This window comes from Helicobacter sp. (assembly GCF_022770205.1).
Classification (GTDB): domain Bacteria; phylum Campylobacterota; class Campylobacteria; order Campylobacterales; family Helicobacteraceae; genus Helicobacter_D.
In genome coordinates this window covers 45,929-67,386 of sequence record NZ_JALEIK010000027.1, presented here as the reverse complement: position 1 = coordinate 67,386, position 21,458 = coordinate 45,929, and the positions used below count along the sequence as shown (strand labels likewise).

21 protein-coding genes and 1 tRNA gene are annotated in these 21,458 nt (G+C 36.7%); 4 read left to right on the top strand and 18 right to left on the bottom strand.

Features of this window, described 5'->3' with window-relative positions:
• The first annotated feature begins 36 nt into the window (after positions 1-36).
• Positions 37-1,095: an agmatine deiminase family protein gene (locus tag MRZ19_RS05760; protein ID WP_291031284.1), complete on the top strand. Its 1,059-nt coding sequence runs from the start codon at positions 37-39 to the stop codon at positions 1,093-1,095.
• Positions 1,096-1,134: 39 nt separating this feature from the next.
• Positions 1,135-1,219 (top strand) — tRNA-Leu (locus MRZ19_RS05755).
• 47 nt (positions 1,220-1,266) lie between these two features.
• Here the strand turns inward: MRZ19_RS05755 and MRZ19_RS05750 are convergent.
• From MRZ19_RS05750 to MRZ19_RS05725, 6 genes are all read right to left on the bottom strand, one after another.
• Positions 1,267-2,538 carry an adenine-specific methyltransferase EcoRI family protein gene (locus MRZ19_RS05750; protein WP_291031282.1) on the bottom strand — a complete coding sequence of 424 codons (1,272 nt, stop codon included), beginning with the start codon at positions 2,536-2,538 and terminating at the stop codon, positions 1,267-1,269.
• Positions 2,539-2,636: 98 nt separating this feature from the next.
• Complete coding sequence (locus tag MRZ19_RS05745) at positions 2,637-3,596, bottom strand: hypothetical protein (protein WP_291031280.1); 960 nt, start codon at positions 3,594-3,596, stop codon at positions 2,637-2,639.
• Positions 3,568-3,780: a hypothetical protein gene (locus tag MRZ19_RS05740; RefSeq protein WP_291031278.1), complete on the bottom strand. Its 213-nt coding sequence runs from the start codon at positions 3,778-3,780 to the stop codon at positions 3,568-3,570. The genes MRZ19_RS05745 and MRZ19_RS05740 overlap by 29 nt, the downstream gene beginning before the upstream one ends.
• A 10-nt stretch (positions 3,781-3,790) precedes the next feature.
• Positions 3,791-4,909, bottom strand: a complete 1,119-nt coding sequence (dctP, locus tag MRZ19_RS05735; RefSeq protein WP_291031274.1) for a TRAP transporter substrate-binding protein — start codon at positions 4,907-4,909, stop codon at positions 3,791-3,793.
• A 14-nt stretch (positions 4,910-4,923) separates the two neighbouring features.
• Positions 4,924-6,252 carry a TRAP transporter large permease subunit gene (locus MRZ19_RS05730; RefSeq protein WP_291031272.1) on the bottom strand — a complete coding sequence of 443 codons (1,329 nt, stop codon included), beginning with the start codon at positions 6,250-6,252 and terminating at the stop codon, positions 4,924-4,926.
• A 10-nt stretch (positions 6,253-6,262) separates the two neighbouring features.
• Positions 6,263-6,835, bottom strand: coding sequence for a TRAP transporter small permease subunit (locus MRZ19_RS05725; RefSeq protein ID WP_291031270.1), 573 nt, complete (start codon positions 6,833-6,835; stop codon positions 6,263-6,265).
• Between the two features lie 184 nt (positions 6,836-7,019).
• On the opposite strand from MRZ19_RS05725, the gene MRZ19_RS05720 reads away from it, so the two are divergent.
• On the top strand, positions 7,020-7,757 hold the full coding sequence (locus MRZ19_RS05720; protein WP_291031268.1) for a TerC family protein: 738 nt from the start codon (positions 7,020-7,022) through the stop codon (positions 7,755-7,757).
• On the top strand, positions 7,757-10,426 hold the full coding sequence (polA, locus tag MRZ19_RS05715) for a DNA polymerase I (RefSeq protein WP_291031265.1): 2,670 nt from the start codon (positions 7,757-7,759) through the stop codon (positions 10,424-10,426). The genes MRZ19_RS05720 and polA overlap by 1 nt, the downstream gene beginning before the upstream one ends.
• Here polA and truA read toward each other — a convergent pair.
• The 12 genes from truA to trxA form a co-directional block, all read right to left on the bottom strand.
• Positions 10,423-11,127 (bottom strand): tRNA pseudouridine(38-40) synthase TruA, encoded by a 705-nt coding sequence (gene truA, locus MRZ19_RS05710; RefSeq protein ID WP_291031263.1) that lies wholly within the window; start codon positions 11,125-11,127, stop codon positions 10,423-10,425. The two genes, polA and truA, sit on opposite strands and share 4 nt — an antisense overlap.
• Before the next feature lie 45 nt (positions 11,128-11,172).
• The gene (locus tag MRZ19_RS05705; RefSeq protein WP_291031261.1) at positions 11,173-12,210 is read right to left on the bottom strand and encodes an LptF/LptG family permease; all 1,038 of its coding nucleotides are present in this window, start codon (positions 12,208-12,210) and stop codon (positions 11,173-11,175) included.
• Complete coding sequence (locus tag MRZ19_RS05700) at positions 12,207-12,971, bottom strand: YgjP-like metallopeptidase domain-containing protein (protein ID WP_291031259.1); 765 nt, start codon at positions 12,969-12,971, stop codon at positions 12,207-12,209. Before MRZ19_RS05700 ends, MRZ19_RS05705 begins: the two co-directional genes overlap by 4 nt.
• A gap of 8 nt (positions 12,972-12,979) precedes the next feature.
• Positions 12,980-14,206 (bottom strand): hypothetical protein, encoded by a 1,227-nt coding sequence (locus MRZ19_RS05695; RefSeq protein WP_291031257.1) that lies wholly within the window; start codon positions 14,204-14,206, stop codon positions 12,980-12,982.
• Positions 14,199-14,849: a uracil-DNA glycosylase family protein gene (locus MRZ19_RS05690; RefSeq protein WP_291031255.1), complete on the bottom strand. Its 651-nt coding sequence runs from the start codon at positions 14,847-14,849 to the stop codon at positions 14,199-14,201. The genes MRZ19_RS05695 and MRZ19_RS05690 overlap by 8 nt, the downstream gene beginning before the upstream one ends.
• 138 nt (positions 14,850-14,987) lie before the next feature.
• A complete protein-coding gene (locus tag MRZ19_RS05685) occupies positions 14,988-16,331 on the bottom strand; it encodes a hypothetical protein (RefSeq protein ID WP_291031253.1) in 1,344 nt (447 codons plus the stop codon).
• Positions 16,332-16,483: 152 nt separating this feature from the next.
• The gene (locus MRZ19_RS05680; RefSeq protein ID WP_291031319.1) at positions 16,484-17,437 is read right to left on the bottom strand and encodes a TIGR01212 family radical SAM protein; all 954 of its coding nucleotides are present in this window, start codon (positions 17,435-17,437) and stop codon (positions 16,484-16,486) included.
• An 18-nt stretch (positions 17,438-17,455) separates the two neighbouring features.
• Complete coding sequence (gene purF / locus MRZ19_RS05675) at positions 17,456-18,847, bottom strand: amidophosphoribosyltransferase (RefSeq protein ID WP_291031251.1); 1,392 nt, start codon at positions 18,845-18,847, stop codon at positions 17,456-17,458.
• A gap of 23 nt (positions 18,848-18,870) precedes the next feature.
• Positions 18,871-19,638: a 4-hydroxy-tetrahydrodipicolinate reductase gene (gene dapB, locus MRZ19_RS05670; RefSeq protein WP_291031249.1), complete on the bottom strand. Its 768-nt coding sequence runs from the start codon at positions 19,636-19,638 to the stop codon at positions 18,871-18,873.
• 9 nt (positions 19,639-19,647) lie between these two features.
• Positions 19,648-20,586, bottom strand: coding sequence for a thioredoxin-disulfide reductase (gene trxB, locus MRZ19_RS05665; protein ID WP_291031318.1), 939 nt, complete (start codon positions 20,584-20,586; stop codon positions 19,648-19,650).
• Between the two features lie 9 nt (positions 20,587-20,595).
• Positions 20,596-21,072 (bottom strand): hypothetical protein, encoded by a 477-nt coding sequence (locus MRZ19_RS05660; RefSeq protein WP_291031247.1) that lies wholly within the window; start codon positions 21,070-21,072, stop codon positions 20,596-20,598.
• 36 nt (positions 21,073-21,108) lie between these two features.
• Positions 21,109-21,426, bottom strand: coding sequence for a thioredoxin (trxA, locus tag MRZ19_RS05655; RefSeq protein ID WP_291031245.1), 318 nt, complete (start codon positions 21,424-21,426; stop codon positions 21,109-21,111).
• Positions 21,427-21,458 lie beyond the last annotated feature (32 nt).

Sequence of the window (21,458 nt, the reverse complement as noted above, 5' to 3'; positions counted from 1 at the left end):
ATAATATCGTCAATTTTTTTAAAAAAAGTAGAAACTATGAAAAAATTTTACGCAGAATGGGAAGCCCAAGATGGAATCCTTTTATCTTTCCCGCACGCAAACTCTGATTGGAAACCTTATTTAAAGGAAGTGCGTCAAGTCTATTGTGAAATCATTGTAGAAATCTTACAAGCAGAATCCTGCATTTTAATTTGCGATTCTAAAAAAGAAACGCTAGAAATTATCCAAAATTATTGCAATACCAAATCCATTAACACAGAGATTTTAGGGCAACTCTATTGCCTTGAACTTCCAAGCAATGACACTTGGGCGCGTGATTTTGGCGGAATTACCATTAATAAAAATGGCAAAAATGTCGTGTTAGATTATGGATTTAATGGGTGGGGGCTGAAGTTTGCTTCTAATTTTGATAATCAAATCACACATACACTTCACAAAGTTGGAATCCTAAAACGCATTAAACCTAAAAAATTAATCTTAGAAGGCGGTAGCATAGAGAGCAATGGCAAAGGAATCTTGCTAACCAACACACAATGCCTGCTAGAGCGCAATCGCAATCCCTTTTATTCTAAAGCGCAACTAGAAAAAATCCTTAAAAAAGACTTAGGAATCCAAAAAATCCTATGGCTAGATTCCGGATATTTAAGCGGTGATGATACAGATGGACACATTGATACCCTAGCGCGCTTTATTGCTCCAAACACCATTGCTTACATTGCGTGCGATGATAAAAATGATGAACACTATGTTGCCTTAAGCAAAATGGAATGCGCACTAAAAGCGCTCAAAAACCTAGACAACAAGCCCTTTAAACTTGTAAAACTCCCTTTTGTTACGCCAAAATATTATAAGAACGAACGCTTGCCTGCCACTTATGCAAACTTTTTATTCATTAATGGTGCAATTTTACTGCCCATTTATAACGATAAAAATGACGCCCTAGCCATTGAGATTTTACAAAAAGCTTGTCCAAAACATAAGATTATCCCCATTGATTGCTCCGTGTTAATCCGCCAACACGGAAGTTTGCATTGCATTAGTATGCAGTTTCCAAAGCACACGCTAGATTTTGCCACACTGCAATCCCTCAAATAATTTTAAGCTTATTGCAGTATAATTGCGCCCTGTCTTTTTGCGGAAATGGCGAAACTGGCAGACGCACCAGACTTAGGATCTGGCGCCGCAAGGCATGGAGGTTCAAGTCCTCTTTTCCGCACCACTTTTACACTATCCATCTTACAAGCTTTATCCAACTAGCAATCAAATCTAAACCTTTTGAATCAAAACCCTTGAAAACTTTTCTTTTCCATTGATGTATGGTCTATATTGTTTCTTGTAAGTGATTGCATATCCACACTCTAGCACACCATTTAAAATCTGCCTTGTAGAGACTGCAAAGGGCAAATCATAATCGTTTGGAATATAATTATTATTAGCTAAAAGTGTGCCACTATCATCATATTTTTTTACAACATCAGGGATCTCTTCTAAGGGCATAAATTTTAAGCGTTTGATATTGGGACGATTTTTAATAGGAAAATTAGTAAAAAAATGTCCTGCTGCACTCACAGGCACTCTTTTAGGATTTAAATACCAATCCACTCTATTATAGCCTGCCCACGCCTTTTTATCTGCAAAATAAGAGATAAAAGCGGTGGTTACACAATTTGTAATGTTTGAAATGATGATAAATTTCTTTTTGCTTTTTATAAGAAACTGCCAATACTCTACCGCACGAGAAAAGGGCGGATTAGTGCAAACAATATCCGCTTCCTCTCTTAAAATTCTTAAGGATTCTTTCTCTTCAAAGCCCCCTGTGTAATTTGGAGGTGTGTGTATCATCTCGCTAGCACCTTCTTTGGTAAAAATATATCCCTTTGCGCCTGCATTAAACAAATCCTGCTTGCTTCCATAATGTGTGCAAATCAGCTTTTTTAACTTTAATCTAAAAAAATGCTTTAAAAAATACAGAGCAAAGGCTGATGAATCCGTGTAATCCCTACCTGCACCCACAGCATCATCGCAGTTACAAAACACAACTTTATCCTTCCAAATTTTAAGCGGATATTCTGCTAGCTCTTTTTCTACATCTTCTATGCGCGTGTAAAACTCATCGTCTTTAACCCTTCTTGCTTTATTTATTAAATCCTTTCTTGTAACCCCCCTTTCTTGCATACTTGGTTTGGATGTTTTTAGCTTTGTGATTTGGGGCTTTTTGGATTCCTTTAACACGACTTTTTTAAGAAAATGCTCGCTTGCACAGATAAAACCCACATACATCTCAAAAAGACTTGGATTATAAAAGTAAATTTCCCTATTTCCCTGCTCTCTTAGGTGAGCAAAGTTATTTTTAATATCCTGCTCTAAGGCTCTCATATTGCTAACTTCTGCAGCAAAAAGAATGCTATAAGTAGTATCACTTGATATGCCTGTAATGGCGTTATACTCTCTTAAACGGCGTTGTAAATCATTTGTGATTCCAATTTTACATTTGCTTGTTTCTAGGCTTGATTGCACGATATAAAGATATTGTTTCAAACTCTTCCTTTTTTTTAAATTCCAGCATTATAAGCTTGGTAGCCTTAATATTTTGCTTAAAAAAGCTAAAAGTTGGAATCTAAAATGGATTCCATTGTTTATCCAAACCAAGTGTATTCCATACTAATAACATCAACCAATAATCCTTCTCTGCCTTCTATATCTCCCCTTTGTAATGGACCTTTAATCACACAATCACAATGCATTTGATATTTTTCTACAAAGTCAGCATAGGTTACAATTGGAATCCCTTCTACTACACCCTGCACAAAATCATCTATAAAACACAGCGTTTCAATAGCATTTCTTTGCATAAAATCAAAAGCAATGTTTGCAGCTTTTTTTGAACCAAAAATCGCAACTTTATGCAATTTTTCTGCCATTTTTCCAATAAAAAATTCTAATGTCTCTTTACTTTTAGAAGAATACATTGGCATATCCAAAGGATAACTAAAAGGCTTATTGCTTTTCTTTCTTAAAGCTACCAATGCTATAAATCCACTGCCCCCAGCAGTGCGTGGAAGTTCCAAATCAAAACTTTCTGAAGTCTTAATGTAATCATAAATACTAGCAATGCAGTCTATTCTTTGAATGACTTTAGGATTTCTTATATAAAGCTCTCCGTTTTTATTATACCCAGCTTCTAAAATGTTTGCTTGTAAAAATTCATAAGTATTAAAAACTGCTAACCGCATAAAAAATTTTAAAGAATATGTAAAAAACCCGTGATTTAAATATCCATAAATAGGAAGCCCGTGAACCATAATTCCATCTTTTTCACAAAGATTATGCACATTTTCAAAGCAAGTCCCCTGGTTTAAAATATGCTCTGTTGTGCCAAAATTAGTAACCAAAGAAAATTGCTCTGTGAAGTTATAAGTAGTTGCGAAATTCACATTTAAATTAAAATGCAGCGCATTATAAGCACCATCTAAATCAATGCAATCATAACTTTCAAACCCAAGCGTCTTATAAAATGCGTTTGTAGAAACTCTTACATCTTCTCTAGAAAGTTCTTCAAAAGGATTCTTAACTATAAAATACCCCCCCCCCCGCACATACTTTTCCGCTTAAAACATCTAATTCAAAGTTTTTGCCATTTGCCTTAAAAGTTTCAAATGCTCTATCTCCTTGCTCCATATCATCTTGACTTCCAAGCTCAATAACACTTCTTAAACTTCTAAACTCTCCTTTATTTTTTAAATCTTGCAAAAATAACTTTGTGTTTAAATCCATTCCCATACATCTCTCCTTATCTAATCTGTAAATACGCAGCTAAACTATCATTTGTCCAAGTTTTTTGCTCATTTTGAAAACTCTGATAGCTAGCTAAGACTCTTGCAAAATCTGGATTTTTTGCACTCTCTTCTTCTAGCACAACGCCAAGTGTTTTTCTAAATGTTTCTAAAATTTCATCAGAAAAAGTTCTAATTTGCGCACCCTGTACTTTTAAATCCTCCATTGCTTTTGCATTATAAAATTGTCCCATTGCCGCCATTTGCATATGCGCTTCTCTGCTTGCCACTTCTAAAATTGCTTGCACTTCTTTAGAGTAGCTCTCCCACTTTTGCTTGTTAAAGACAAATTCCGTAATAGAACCTGCCTCCTGCCAAGGCGTGTAATAATAAGGTGCAATTTTATGAATGTCTAATTTTAAATCAAATGCTGGTGATACCCACTCTGCTGCATCAAGCACACCACGCTCTAAATTTGGAACAATCTCGCCGCCGGGCGTGCTTTTTGTTGCTGCACCAAGTTTTGAAAGGACTTGCCCAGCAATTCCAACCATACGAATCCTTAAGCCTTCAAAATCTTTCACACTTAACATTTCCTTTTTATACCAACCTGCCATTTGAATGCTTGTCGCACCCCCTAGCAGCGGATAAAGATTGTATTTTGCCGCAATCTCTCTCCAAAGACTCATTCCCTCTCCATACAAAAACCAAGCATTTTGCTCAATATCAATCATTCCAAATGGGATTCCAGAAAAAAGATTAAACGCTGTGTTTTTACCTTCCCAATAATAGGGTGCTGAATGATACGCATCAATTTGCCCACTGCTAACTGCATCAAAAACACCAAGTGCTGGCACAAGCTTCCCTGCTGGGAAAATTTCAATTTCAATTCCTCCACTACTTAAATCACGCACGGTATTGGCATAATGCTGCACAGTTTCTGCAAGGATAGGCAATGTAACAGGCCAACTCATCGCAAGGCGGATTTTCACACTTGGCTCTCTTGTTACTCCCTTATCCTGTGTGGCATTGGTAGCTTCACTCTTCTCCTCGCTAACACAACCAGCCAATGCAGCTGCTCCAAGCACAGAAACAGCACCTAAACCTGTATTTTTCAAAAACTCGCGTCTTTGCATTTTAACTCCTTAAATTAAAAGATAAATTCTAAAATTTTAGCCCAATCATCACTTTTTAGTGTTAATTGCGGAAACAAAAACATCACTCCTAAAACTAAAATTTGTAACACAATAAAGGGAATCACTCCCTTATAAATCTCTGCGATTCTAATTGCATCGCCCACAGCGGATTTCAAAAAGAAAATAGAAAACCCAAAAGGGGGCGTTAAAAAACTTGTTTGTAAATTGATTGCCACAAGCAAGGCAAACCAAAGCATATCAATTTGATAATGTATTGCAATCCCAGCAAGAATTGGCAGGGCAATGTAACAAATTTCAAAAAAATCAATCAAAAATCCTAAAATAAAAATCACAAGCATTGCCACAAGCATAAAATAAAAAGGGGAATTTAAATATTGTGAGAAAAACTCTAGCACCACAACATCACCACCAAGCTCATTAAACACGAGCGTAAAACAATTTGCGCCAATTAAAATCATAAACACCATTCCGCAAAAAACAAGCGTTTCTCTGCTTGCGTGCTTTAATAAATGAAAGTCTAACTTGCCATTAAAAAATGCCAAAAGCAATGCTCCCATAACACCAAGCGCAGCAGCCTGTGTGGGCTCTACAAGCCCAGCTAATATGCTTCCTAGCACAAGTGTGATTAAGACAATGGGCGGAATCGCCATTTTAAGTGCTTCTAATCCAAGAGAGCGTAAATCTTTTGTAGCATCAGAGCTTGCAGGTGCTAATCTTGGCGCAAAAATCACAACTCCTAGCACAAAAAGAATATATAATCCAACCAAAATCACACTGGGTAAAATCGCGGCACTAAAGAGATCCCTAACGCTTACTTGCAAAACATCTGCTAAAATGATTAAAATAATAGAAGGCGGGATAATCTGCCCTAATGTGCCGCTAGCTGCAACAACCCCAGAAACAAAACTTTTATTATAACCCGCCTTTAACATTGTTGGCACAGCAATCACTCCCATCATCACTACCGTAGCCCCTACAATGCCTGTGCTTGCAGCAAGCAAAACACCCACTAAAATCACACCCATTGCTGCTCCACCACCAAGAGAACCAAAAAGCTTTGCAATGGAGTTTATCAAACGCTCCGCAATCCCGCTGCGCTCTAAAATCATTCCCATTAAGATAAATAAAGGAATCGTAATTAAAGTTGTGTTGTTAAAAATCCCTTCCAAACGATTGGGCAAAAAAGTTAAAACATAAGGATTGCCCCCAAAAAGCATTAAATAGCTTCCCACCAATAACCCACTTGAGCCAAATGCAAATGCAACAGGAACGCCTATTATAAGCAACAACACTGCAATTCCCACTAACGCTAACAATTCCACTTTAGATTCCTTATTGCATTTTGAGAGATTGCGTTTTTATGCGTTTAGATTCTTCTGCATCAGCATCTTGTGGCATTGTGTATTGCTTTTGCCCAATTTTTACAAAAGCCTTTAAAATCTCACTAATGCTTTGCAAACTCAAAAGTGCAAAACCTAACACCACAAAAAATTTAAAAATAAAATAATAAGGAATCTTTCCATTTTGTGAGGATTCCCCAATCCTATAAGACTGCATCGTAAAATCCAATCCGTATTTCACTAAGAGCAAAGAAAAAGGAAGAGTACATAAAAGATTGATAAACAACCAACTAATAATTTTTGCTTTTTGAGAATAATGCGCATAAACCAAATCCACACGCACATGCTTATCAACTTTAAGCGTATAGGAGATTGCTAGCAAAACAAACAAAGCAAAGCAATACAGACTTAAATCATCTAGCTTGCTATTGACATAAGAAAAATTTAGCGCAATGGCTAAACCAAAAACCAAAAAGGAAAGCACCCAAAGTGCCACCATAGAAACTTTTGAACTTGCTAATGAGATTTTATCTAAAAACAATGCAAACTTTAAAATCTTCTGCATAATAACGCTTCCACAATGCAATAATTTAATTTTTTATAAAATTTAATATTATCTCAAAATTTTAAATAAAATACAAGAACAAGAAACACCAAACCATCAAAATAAAAACACTGCAATCCAATCAATCGCTTATTTAAGAAAAAAATCTCTACAATTTTCGTTTTATTTTACACAAAGGAATCTTATGTTTGAATGGATTGCAAGCCCAGAAATGTGGGTTGCACTTATAACATTAATCGGATTAGAAATTGTTCTAGGCATTGATAATATCATCTTTATTGCTATTCTTGTAGGACGCCTACCAAAGGAACAACGCCAAAGAGCAAGGATTTTTGGACTCACTTTAGCAATGGTAACACGCTTACTACTTTTATTCTCACTCTTTTGGATTATGAAGCTAACCACTCCGCTTTTTAGCATTTTTTCCCAGGAAATTTCAGGGCGCGATATTATTTTGATTCTAGGGGGATTGTTTTTAATTGGCAAATCCACACTTGAAATCCACCACGACATTGATAATGCAGGAGAATCAAACAATCCACAAACGCTAAAGAAAAACGCAGGGCAAGGATTCTTTAGCATACTCATTCAAATTGCGATTTTAGACATTGTTTTCTCGCTAGATTCCGTCATTACTGCCGTAGGAATGGTAGATACCATTGAGATTATGATACTAGCGGTGATTGTTGCAGTAGGTGTGATGATGGTAGCATCAAAGAGCATTTCAGAATTTGTAGATAATAATCCTACCATTAAAATTTTAGCACTAGCCTTTTTAATTTTAGTTGGCGTTACCCTTGTTGCAGAAGGCTTAGATTTTCACATTTCAAAGGCTTACATCTACTTTGCTATGGCGTTTTCTTTAGGTGTGGAATCCATAAACATTTACATCAAGAAAAAACGCCTACAAAGCACCAAATAATGAAAACACTCACCATCATTGACACTTTTGGATTCCTATTTAGAAGCTACTTTGCTCTTCCACCGCTTAAAAATAGAGAAGGCTTTCCTACAGGCTTACTAACAGGCTTTGCAAAACTTCTGCTGCAAATCCATAAAGACTATCCCAATGATTATCTAGTGTTTGCTTTGGATTCTAAGGAAGAGAATTTTCGCAAAAGCATTGATCCTTCCTATAAAGCAAATCGCCCAGAAGCACCAGAGGATTTAAAACTTCAATTAGAAGTGGCGATTGCTTGGGTAGAAAAAATGGGCTTTAAAAACATTAGCATTGCAGGCTATGAAGCCGATGATGTGATTGCATCACTCAATAAATGCGCCAATGCCCTAGAAGTTAGCGTTAGAATCATAAGCCACGATAAAGACTTGTATCAACTCATTGATGGCGACACCTTTTTATTTGATCCTAAGAAAAAGCAAGAAATTAGAGAAGAGCAATGCTTAGAAAAATATGGCGTAACGCCCGCGCAATTTGTGGATTATCAAAGCATTGTAGGCGATAGTGCAGATAATGTCCCAGGCGTAAAAGGAATCGGCGCAAAAGGAGCTACAACTCTACTAAAAACCTATGGTTCACTAGATAATATTTATCAAAATTTAGATTCCATCACTCCAGAACGCACGCAAACACTCTTAAAAGAAGCAAAAGAAGATGCGTATCGCAGCCAACAACTTGTGCGCTTAAGAGATGATTTGCTAAGTGATTTTAACCTACAAGATTGTGCAATGCCAAAGACCAACCCACTTTTAAATATTGTAGAATCCTTACAAGAATATGAAATTTATAGCGTGTTAAAAAAACTTCCCTTAAAAAATAACAAAGAAAAGCCTATCCAAAAGGACACTTCAAGCCACTTTAACTACAATGCGATTTTAATAGAAAATCCCGCAATGCTTAGAAATTTAATGGCACAAATCACAGCAGATTCCATCATTTCCTTTGATACTGAAACCACAGATTTAGATGTATTGCGCGCAAAAATTGTTGGATTTTCTTTCTCTTTTGATGGTATTAATGCCTACTATGCGCCCATTGCGCATAATTATTTGGGTATGCCAGAGCAAATTAACAAAGAGCTTGCGCTAGAGTTTATCGCTACCTTATTCAATGCAAAGGCAATCATTGGACATAACATCAAATACGATTTAGAAATTTTGCGCACAAATTTTAACTTTACACCTAAAAGCTACCACAACATCAAGGATAGTATGCTTTTAGCTTGGCTTTATCAAAGCGATATGCCTTGTAATCTTGATGATTTAATGCACCGCTATTTTAAGCACACAATGATTGCCTTTAAAGACATTGTTAAAAAAAATGAAAACTTTTCCCAACTCCCCATTGAAAGTGCTTTTGCTTATGCTTGCGAAGACGCTGCTGCTTGTTATCAGTTGTTTTTTAAAATCAACTCACTATTGCCAAAGTCTTTAATAGAAATTGCAAACAATGTGGAATTTCCTTTTATCCAATGTTTAGTCAATATGGAACTAAGTGGCACAAAAATTAATGTTAAATATTTTAAGAATCTAAAAACTGAAATGGCAGAAAAACTCCAATCACTCTCCAATGAAATTTACACACTAGCGAATAAACGCTTTAATCTAAACTCCCCCCAACAGCTCTCCATCGTGCTTTTTGAAGAGCTAAATCTACAAAGCAAAAAGAAAACAAAATCTGGCTTAAGCACAAATTCTAGTGTGCTAAATTCCCTAAGGGATTCCCATCCTATTATCCCAAAACTACTAGAATACAGAGAGCTATTTAAACTTTTTAGCACCTACATTGAACCTTTAATTGAATTAGCAAGTGAGAATCCAAAACACAAAATCTACACTTCTTTTATGCAAACAGGCACAACCACCGGGCGTTTAAGCTCAAAAAACCCCAACCTACAAAACATCCCCGTTAAAACCCAGCAAGGACGGCGCATTAGAGAAGGCTTTATCGCACAAGATGGGCATTTACTCTTAAGCCTTGATTATTCTCAAATTGAACTGCGTCTTTTAGCGCATTTCTCTAAAGACAATGCAATGCTTGAAGCCTTCCACAAAGAAGCCGACATCCACCTAGAAACCGCAAAAAAAATCTTTGGTGAAGAACTCGCTAGGGAGAAACGCTCAATAGCAAAAAGCATTAATTTTGGGCTAATTTATGGAATGGGTGCTAGAAAACTCTCTGAAACCTTACAAATTAGCTACCAAGAAGCAAAAAGCTATATCCAAAATTACTTCAAATCTTTTCCCACCGTGAAAGATTTCTTAAAAGAACAAGAGGAATTTATTTTACAAAAGGGATACTCCTTAACACTTCTTGGAAGAATGCGAAAATTTAATTTTGACAACATTCAAGACTTCCAAAAAGCAGCATTTTTGCGCGAAGGCATTAATGCGATTTTTCAAGGAAGTGCTGCGGATATTATTAAGCTTGCAATGATTCAAATCACACAAGAAAAGTTAGAATCCAAACTGCTTCTACAAGTCCACGACGAGCTGATTTTTGAAGTTCCAGAGAATGTTGCGACAAAAGAAGTGCAAAAAATTATGCAAATTATGGAAAATATCACAACATTGCGCGTGCCACTGCGTTGCGGTGCGAGTTTAGCAAAAAATTGGGGTGAGTTAAAAAATTAATAATCCACACGGCTTAAAAATAAACCATTAGGTGCAATAGGGATTCTATAACGCCTCTCCCCTAAAAGTTGGGCTTCTAAGTCCTTTAGCGTTAAATTTCCTTGATCAATCTCTAGTAAAAAACCCACCATTAAACGTACTTGAGAGCGCAAAAACCCATTTCCCCAAAAAGACAGAATCCAAAACCCCTTAAACTCCCTTAATTCTGCCTTAAAAATTGTGCGCACACTAGTTTTCTCATCGCTTCCTTGTTTTTTAAACGCACTAAAATTATGCGTGCCCACAAAAAGCTTTAATGCTTGCTGCATTAAACTGGGATTTTTTAGATTATAATGCAAGGAAAACGGCGTTAAAAAGGGAGAAGAATACTTGCTTAACACATAACAATACCCCCGCCTTTTTACACTAAATCTTGCGTGAAAATCCCTATCAACTTCCCAAATGCGCTTAATGGTAATATTTGGTGCAAGCTTTGTGTTTAAGAGTGCTTGTAAGCCCTTCAAATCCTTCCAAAAATAAGGAATCTCTAAAGCAATCACTTGCGCACTTGAATGCACTCCCTTATCTGTGCGCCCACTTGCGATAATCTTGCTAAAGATTCCCACACTATGCAACACATTCTCTAATGCATTGGCAACACTTTGCCTACCATTTTGCCTTTGGAATCCAAAAAACGCACCGCCATTATACGCAATGCGCATTGCTACCCTAAAACCTTGCAATGCCTTAATGGAATCCCCCTTGGCTTAATAAAATCTTGCCACATAGCGTTTGTATAAAACATACCCCACACAGCACCAAATAAATGGTAGTAAAACCATTCCAATGAGCGGCACATAAGTCGTTACTAAATACATTAAAACAAAAAATGTCCCAACCACACCCATTGTTTGAAGGATTGTATAATTCTTTTGATAGCGCGGATTTTTCACACCTAGCAAGGGAAAATAAAATAAACTAATGAGCGGAAAAAGGGAAAGCAGCACATACATACTAAGATTCCGCTTTGTCTTATCCTGCCTAGGATTCTCATAAAACGCCCTTTTCCAATACTCCATCAAACCCATATTGCCATCACCTGTAAAATCCACAACAGAGCGCAAAACCATCCTGTCAAAATTAACACTCTCCATTCCATCGCTAACTTTACGATAAATCTTGCCCTCTTTTAAATGCACTGCAATCACGCCATCAATATTTTCAATGCTTACCCTTTTAGCAAAAATTAGCCCATCTTTTTGACTGCCTTCACCCTTTTGTAAAGATAGCAACACAATATTCTCATAAACATCATTCTTTCCTCTCTGCACATACACAAGCCATTCACCAAGTTTTTGTCCAAACTCTCCAGCTTGCAAATTTATATCAATACTGCTTTTGCGCTCCTCTAAAAACTGCCGATAGGCAATATCACTAAGCGGAGTTAGCACAAAAGATAACACAAATAAACTCACGCTTGCAAGCAATGCAATGGGCAAAAAAATCTTAAAGATTTGCTGTGGTGGCATTCCAAGCGCAAATAGCACAGGAAGTTCATAATCAAAACTAAGATGCGACAACCCAAGCACACACGCCACAAAAAAACTTAGCGGAATCACAAAAAATAGCATTGTTGGCAGCGTATAAAAATATAAAGTTAAAAGCTCCAAAAAGCTAATTTTTACTATAAAAGTTACCCCTGCAATACGGATAAAAATCACCACAGAAGCAATAAAAAACAGCACCAAAAAAACAGGAAAAAAGACTTGTGCAAAACTCTGAAATAAAAAATTTTTAATTCTCAAGGCTTAAAAACCTTATAATAAATGCGTAAATTTTCCCAATGTGCATCAAGCCAAGATTGCACTCTTTTAGGATTTGCATCAAATTTTTCTACAAAATTCCAAAAATCCTTACTATGGTTTTGGTACTTTAAATGCGCTAGCTCGTGAATGATGACACTATCAATGCAATCTTTTGGCATTAAGGATAAGCGTAAAGAAAAGCGGATTTTCTGCGTTTTTGCATAGCAGCAACCAAGCTGCCGATAGCTTTTACCAAACCCTATATTGCTAGGATATAAATCCATAGCCTTTGTAAAAACTTCCAAGCGTTTTGTTACATAGGATTCTAACATTTCTTTATAAAGCATCTCTAGCACCTTTTTATGGTGCGAATCTTTCATTGCATTACACCAAAGCATTTGCAAAACCCTAAAATCCATTTTGGATTCTAACTTTTTAAACTCCCTTTGTATGCGCATTAAAACCTTATCCAATCTTTCTGCTTCCTTTAATTCTAACCATATAGCATTAAAGTCCCGCCACTCACCAAAGCAATACATTTGATTTTCACGCATTTGAAATGCTTGCATTTCCTTAAAATGTGCCAACACCCAATCCCTATTTGCATTTAAAAACTCCAAACAATGCTTTTTGGAAATTCTTTTAGATTTCTTAACCACCAAAGCACCTTCCCCATCAAAACCCATTTTAATGCCTTTAATGCGATGACTCTCCACAAATCTCAACAACAAATCGCTAGGAAAATCTTTCAGCAATTCCAAAATCTCCATCACTGCAAAGGAGCAAAACGCGTATTTGTAGGCTGCAAAATCTCCACATCATATTGCACTTGCTGCTCTTTAATCTTTTCTTTAAAATAACGCTTTGCTCCGGGCATACTTCTTGTATAAAAATATTCAATCCCAAAGGCAGTTGTGTAATTAATCCAATTGTATTCTAAATCTGCATTTAAAAACCTAGCATTCTCCACAAGCAAATCATCAAGCGGCATAATAGAATTTGCAACATACATATTTGCCCTATCACGCTCCTGTGTGATGGAGAGTAAACTTGGATTGTAATTAATTTGCGTAGAATACACTCCACTAGGACGAATATCATTATAAGTCATTTGAGAGAGAATGATGCTAGAATTTGTTACTGGCGTGTTTAGAAAAATACGAGTAGAGCGCAATATATTTTTTAGACTTTTTATCTCTTTAGAAGAATTTGGATTCTCCTTGAGATTAAAACTTTGCGCATACACAAGATTAGGATTTGCCTCCTGTGTGTAAGCTTGCATTTGCTGACCTATAAGGCTTGTGTCATAAAAACTTACTGCTTGCACGCTTGGATTTAACGCAGAGAGTTCCTGGATTTGCTCTGCATAACTGATTCCACCAAAAATTACATTTGGCGTCCTAATTGCCTCATCAAGTTGCATTTTATGCACCGTTGGAATAAACACAAGCATATCAAAATCTAGCGCATTAATAGCATTTGCCCCCTCTTGTGTAACAATGGCAATCACTTGACGATAACCCTTAGCATAAATAGCCTGCAAAACCGCTTCCACATCTTCTAACGATTCCGTTTTAGAATCAAAAATTTCAAAATTAAATCTCCCTTTTTGGCTTAAAAGATAGCTTAAGACGACATTTGTTGTTGTGCTAGAATAGCGTCCTACACTTTTGCGTGGAAACATTAATGCGATATTAAAAAATGGCTTTTGTGTGCCCATAAAATAAGGAATCTCAGAGATTTCTAATGCGCTTAAAAGAGCATTTAACTCTGTGATAATGGCATCATTTTGATTCTCTTTATTCACATTGGCGATAAAAGAAAACACTTGCCCCTTACGCAACAAATCGCGCAAACAATTTGTGTTACAACTCTTACTCTCAAGATTTAACACTTCCGTATTTGGCAAAGGTAAGGGGGAGAGATATTTTCCACTTGCCAATGCAAATTGCGGATACACAAACACTATCACACACAATATTATTTTCTTAAGCATATTTCTCTCCCATTAAGCGTTTTAATTCCAAAAATTCCTTATGCGCATTGATTTTTAGCTCTGGTTGGCGCACAAGAAGCGACAAAGCAAATGTTGGAAACAGCGCATAATGATTCCATTTTAAAAGCTTTCCTTGCACACTATTATAACCATTTCTATCTTTTGTTAAAAAATAATACACTTCAGAGCCTAAAACTACAAGCGTTTTAGCCCCACAAAATTCCAACTGCTTTAAAAAATATCCCATACACAATTCCACGCTTTCCTGCTCATTTTGCTTTGGAATCTCACATTTTAAAAGAGATAAAATAGAAACTTCTCTTAAAGAAAGTTTAAACACGCCTTCAATGATATTTTTTAGCATAATAGAAGCCTTAGAACCAAAACGCATTTGCCTATCAAATAAAGAAAAAAGGGTAACAAAAACCAACTTAGAATTTTGATGGCAAAGCCCAAAATTTGGCTCTGAAGATTTTTGTGCGCACAATTTGCAAGATTCCACAATCGCTTTTAAATCCCTTGAATTTTGGCTTTGGAATCTTTGCTGTGTGGGTGCTAGAAATGGTGGCTCACAATAAGAAAAACCACAAGATTGCAACAAATGGAGTTTTTTTAAAAGCAAGGCTTGATGAAGTGTCTGCAAGAATTCCCCGATAAATAAATGCAATTATAAACTAAAATTATTAAACACTTCTTATTTAAGCCTACTCCGATACCAAAGGAGCGCAAGCATCACCACAGCAAAAAAGATAACTTCAAGCAGTAGAGATTTTAGCTCCACCTAAGCACTCTCTACCATATTTTTTAACAGCACTTCACTTTTTAACACATTTATGCGCTTATTTTCTTCTAGGGTTTCTAAATAGTTTTTATCCGCATATTCCTTTAAATCTTTTTTATCCGCAACTTCTACTTTGACTTCCTCTTTTGCTCCAAGATTTAGCAAAATCTCCCCATCTTTGCTTAAATCAAAGTTAAACTTCCAAACCACAAACATTTCCACATTACCGCTTGCTTGCTCGCCTACCTTAAACAGCACCGCCTTGCCATCATCACCCATCATCTCATTTAAGGTAATCGCCCCATCAAAGTCGCTATCTTGTGCGATAGAGTGGTTAATAAAATCGCTAAGATTATCAATCAACCCAACTTGCTCTAAAAACTTCTTTTGCGATTCCAACTCCCCACCAACCCTATCTGCAATGGAATAATAACTCCCATCACGCAAGCTCACAAGACTCTTTAAATGCACGCCTTCTTCTAAGCTAATTTTCCCATTGCCATCACTATCACCACTTAAATACCCCATTTTATACGCCGCATCATAATAAAAGCCCTTCACATAATCACTTGCTTCTTCTAATGAGCCAAACTTTTCAATAAGTTTTTGCGCATTCTCATCCCTTAATGGCACACGCACCTTTTTTCCACTCACTTCATCGGTAAACTCCACCGCTTGTTTGATGGATTTATCACTTTTTTCTGTGATTTCTAGGGGATTATGCGCTTTTTTAATTGCTTCACTAATACCACTTGGAGCCTTAGGGCTTGTTTGGACAATGGCTGTGTCTAAGATTCCATTTTGGATTCCATCTTTTTTGCTCTCTCTTTTAATCAAAGCATCATTTTCCACACTTTGTAAAACATTCTCCTTCATCTTTTTTTGAGTTTCTAGCTCTTGCTTTTTATCTAAAATATTTTGTGGCTGAATTTGCGCCTTATTTTCAATATCAATCGCAGAAGCTAGCGTTGATTCCTTTAATAACGCTTCATTTTTTACAGACATTAAACTTTGCTTTTTTGCTTCCTTAGATTCCGCATTTCCTAGCATTTCAACGCCTAATGACTCGCCATTATTTGCTTTTTGCAAACTCTCTTTCAAAGCTTCTACATCCATTTCTTTGGCAATTTTTGGCTCAACATAACCATTGTTTTGAAGCTGTTGCATTGCCTCTTTAATCATTTGTTGCTTTTTGAAATAATCCTCTTGTGAAGAGCTTATACTAAGTCTTTCATTTTCCGCATTTTTATTTTCCGGATTTAACGCATCTTGCATTAATGCGCCATAATTTACACCTTGCACATAAGACTGAACGCCCAAACGCTTAGAATACCAATATGACATTTGCGATCCTTAAATTTAGATTTTATCCTTAAACTTAAACAATTCCTTTGGCATTCTACAAGCAAAAAGTATTCCCAAATTTTAGTTTTTATTTATTTTTAAATTCTTAAAGAACTTATTAAAATATGGAATCCAAAATGCGATTCCAACTTTTAATACTCTATCCCAGCTTCTCTTAGTGCGTCGCGGATTGCGCGCATTTGGATATTTTTATCAAAACACCATTTTGGAGCAAGCAAAGTATCATTACGCACACCCGCACTAACCCTATGCATCACAACGCTTTGTGGAATCATCTTTAGCGATTCTACAATCACATCAATATAATCCCTAAGCGTAATTGGCTTATACTCTCCCTTTGCATACAAATTTGCAAGCAGAGTTTTTTCTATGATATAAAGCGGATGCACTTTGATTCCATCACTTCCCCAATCAAGCACGGTTTTTAGACTATGCAGCATCATCTCTTTTGTCTCTTTTGGGAGTCCATAAATAATATGTGAACAAGTTTTTAATCCTCGCTTCTTACTTTCCTTAATGCAAAACTCCATATTTTCCGTGCCGTGTCCGCGGTTAATACACTTTAAAGTTTCATCATACACGGATTGGATTCCATACTCCACCCAGATTTCCTGCCCCTTTTTTTGTGCAAGCTCTGCTAGAAAATCAAGAATCCTTAAATCTATACTATCTGTGCGCGTGCCAATAGACATTCCCACAACATTTGGCAGACTTAAAGCCTCTGTATAAAGTTTTTGCAGCGTATCAAAAGGCGCATAAGTGTTGGTAAAAGACTGAAAATAAATCATATATTTAGCCACGCCAAATTTATTGTAGTGAAACTCACTCTGCCATTTAAACTGACTATGGAGTTGCTTTAATTGCATATCTAAAAGCGGATTTTCTTTCATATTAGGGTGCATTGTCAAACGCACTTTAGGTTCTTTATCAAGCGTGGGAGAGAAACTTTCATTCTTACAAAAGATACAGCCGCCACGCGCCACACTCCCATCAATATTAGGACAGGTAAAGCCAGCAAGCGCAATGGGAATTTTACGCACCCTTTGTCCAAAACGCCTTTTACAATAGCGTCCAAATGTTAGCATTTGTTTCACATATCACCCTTAGACAATGTATTTACCATCAAAACAAGCTTGGCAATATTGATAGCCTTGTGTGTTAATACTACGCTCTAATCCCTTAAGCGATAAAAACGCCAAAGAATCCGCACCAATAAACTGACACACTTCCTCTTCACTCATTTTAGCACTAATCAACTCTTCTTTATTTGGGGTATCCACTCCATAAAAACAAGGAGAAATTGTAGGCGGTGAAGAAATTTTTAGATGGATTTCTTTTGCTCCACAATCGCGCAGAATTTTTACAATTTGACGACTTGTAGTCCCACGCACAATAGAATCATCAATCACAATCACGCGTTTATTTTCAATCAACTCTCTAATAGGATTCAACTTTAAACGCACCTTTAGCTCTCTAATGTGTTGGGTTGGCTCAATAAAAGTCCTTCCCACATAATGATTACGGATAATTCCTAACTCAAAAGGGATTCCACTTTGCTTAGAATACCCAAGCGCAGCTGCCACTCCGCTATCAGGCACAGGAATAACTAAGTCCGCTTCCACAGGATTTTCCTTTGCTAACTCCCTTCCCATATTCTTACGCACATCATACACTAAATGCCCAAAAACTCTACTATCAGGGCGCGCAAAATACACATACTCAAACACGCAAGGATAAGGGTTTTTAGGCATAATGCTATGCGATTCCATTCCTTTTTCAGAAAACACTAACATTTCACCCGGCTCTACATCACGGATATATTTTGCACCCACTAGATCAAAAGCGCAAGTTTCACTAGCAACTACATAGCCTTGACTCCCATCAGCATTTGTAATTCCACCAAGTGATAAAGGACGGAATCCATTTCTATCACGAATGACAAACATCTTCTTACGACTTAAAATCACAAAACAAAATGCGCCCTCTAGCTTTGTTACCGCCTCTTTAATCCTATCAATCAAATTTTCTTGTTGCGATCTAGCGATTAAATGGATAAGATTTTCCGTATCCATATAACTTTGAAAAATAGAACCCTCATTGATAAGATCATCACGAATTTTGCGCGCATTTGTCAAATTTCCATTATGCACAATGGCAACTTCACCCAAATCATAGCGTGCAAAAATCGGTTGCGCATCAGCAATAGAATCTCCACCAGCAGTGGAATAACGATTATGCCCTACTGCACTAAAACCCTTAAGTTTATTAAGCTTTTCATCACAAAAAACCTCTGTCACTAAGCCGTGATTTTTAATCGTTGTGATTTTTTCTCCATTGCTTGTGGCAATTCCAGAGGCTTCCTGTCCTCTGTGCTGCATAGAAAAAAGAGAGTAATACGCTAAACTTGCTGCATTTTGCGCATTATACACGCCCACAACTGCGCATTCCTCATTCCAACTCCTATCTTTGTTGGCTTGGCAACTTTCCTTGCACACAGATTTTAAAATCTCTCTTCCACTTAAAGTCCTAATGCATCACTAATGCCATACAAACCATTGGGTTGATTCTGCAACCAAAGTGCTGCTTTAATTGCACCTTGTGCAAATGTTGCGCGTGATGTTGCTGTGTGGATAAATTCCAAATGCTCACCCTCACCATAGAATCCAACATTATGGATTCCAGCCACATCACCCCCACGCAACGCCATCACACCAATTTCATCTTTATTGCGCTCCCCAATATTCCCATTTCTACTGCTTTGACGCACAGAATCCAAATTTAACCCTCTAGCCTCTGCACAAGTCTGTGCTAAATGCAATGCCGTGCCACTTGGAGAATCTTTTTTATGGCGATGGTGCGTTTCTACAATCTCAATGTCAAAATCTCTCAATGTGCTAGCCACAAGCTTAATTGCCTTGTTTAGCACTGCAACACCTAGCGACATATTGCTTGCATACAAAATTGGCATTTTTTTAGACGCTTCTTTAATGAGATTTTTATGCTGCTCTTCAAGCCCTGTTGTGCCAATCACAATTGGCTTTGGATTCTTAAGTGCCACTTCAAGTAACGCATTTGTTCCCTCTGCTGTTGTAAAATCAATAATCACATCTGTGCTATCTAAAAAGACTTTCAAATCCTTAGTAATCAAAACACCCGGATCAATAGAAAAGTCCAAATCCTTGCGCACATACACAGATTCCAACCTAACTGCATTGCTTCCCTTTGCTAACTCAACTAGAAGCTGTCCTACACGCCCACCTGCACCAAAGACCCCAATCCCTAACATACCTATCCTTTATTTATGATGATCAACATATTCAATCGCACGAAGTGCCGCTGTTGTGCCATCTGCTGCTGCACACACAACTTGCTTTTGTGCATCTACACGCAAATCCCCTGCAACAAACAATCCTGGAACATTTGTTTCCATTTTTAGGTTAACCAATGCTTCTCCGTATTCATTAAGCGCACAAATACTGCTGCCATCTTCTTGTAAAAGTACAGCATTATTCACCTTATAACCAATTAAAACAAAAATGCAAGCAATATCTATTTTCTTTTCACTCCCATTTTCTAAATTTTTCAGTTGCAATCCTGTAACTCCAGAATTATTACCTAAAACCTCCTCAATCCCATAAGGCGTTAAAAACTCAATTTTTGATTCCTTTTTTGCACGCTCTACCGTAATAGGTGAAGCGCGAAATTCATTTCTTCTATGGATTATACTCACTTTAGAACAGATTTTAGCCAAATAAATCGCTTCTTCAATTGCAGTATCTCCACCGCCTAAAATCGCCACTTCTTTACCTTTGTAGAAAAATCCATCACAAGTCGCACAAGAACTAACGCCCTTTCCCCAGAACACATCTTCACCTTTTACTCCAGATCTCTTTGGACTTCCACCAGTTGCGATAATAACGGCTTTAGATTCCACCTCTTTGCCATCACTTAGCACGATTCCAAAATGATTACCATTTTTCTTAACACGCACAACTTCAATCATTTGATGCTTTAATCCAAAGCGAAAACACTGCTCCTGCCAAGGCATCATAAAATCAAATCCACTTTTGACTTCTGCAACACCGGGATAATTTTCCATTTCACTGCTTGATGTAATTTGTCCTCCGGGCATTCCCTTTTCAAACAAAACAACATCTTTTAAACCACCTCTTGTTGCATATAATCCCGCACTCAATCCAGCAGGACCACCACCAATAATTGCTAATTCTAACATCATTTCTCCTTATTCTGTTTTAAAATTAATAACTTTGTAAAATCCAAAATCTTTTAAATGTGTATATTGCATAGGATTCTTTACATCTTGTTTAATGATAAAACATTGTGGTAATGTTCTTATATTGAATCCGTGGATTAATTTTAGCATAAAACTACTTGAAATTCTCACTAATTTAAAATTTTTTTCCTTAAAAAGATTTTCTCCTCTTTGATAAAAGTCAATTGCTAAAAGCGGAATCCCATTTTGCAGCTGCTTTTGTAAAAATACTTCTTGGCTTTTTAAAAAACTATTATAAAAACAAATATTATAACGCTCAGACTTCGGAGAAAAAAGATCCATACCATCTTGTGTATCAATATAGAAAGAGTCTTGTGTAAAATCAATTTTTACCACAGAAGTGAAAGTGTATTGATAATAAACAAATGCACCCACCACAAAAACAATGACAAATGCAATAGGAAGTTTTGGGCAGCACTTTTTCACGCTACCCTCTTTTGCTCCAATGTAAAATCAATGGAATTATAATAAACCATCAATCTTATCTTTAAATGCTTGCTCACTTGCTGCACCAATGATTTCATCAACCTTTTCACCATTTTTATAAAAATAAATGGTAGGAATTGATCGGATTCCAAATTTAGAGGATAAAGCTTGTTGCTCATCTGTATTCACTTTACAAATTTTTGCCTTTCCCGCATATTCCTCTGCAAGCTTATCAATCACAGGAGCAATCATTCTACAAGGTCCACACCAAGGAGCCCAAAAATCTACCATTACAACACCATCTTTAATAATGTCTTCAAAATTCTGCTCTGTTAATTCAATATAACCAGCCATAATTTTCTCCTTAAAATATTAAAAATACCTGT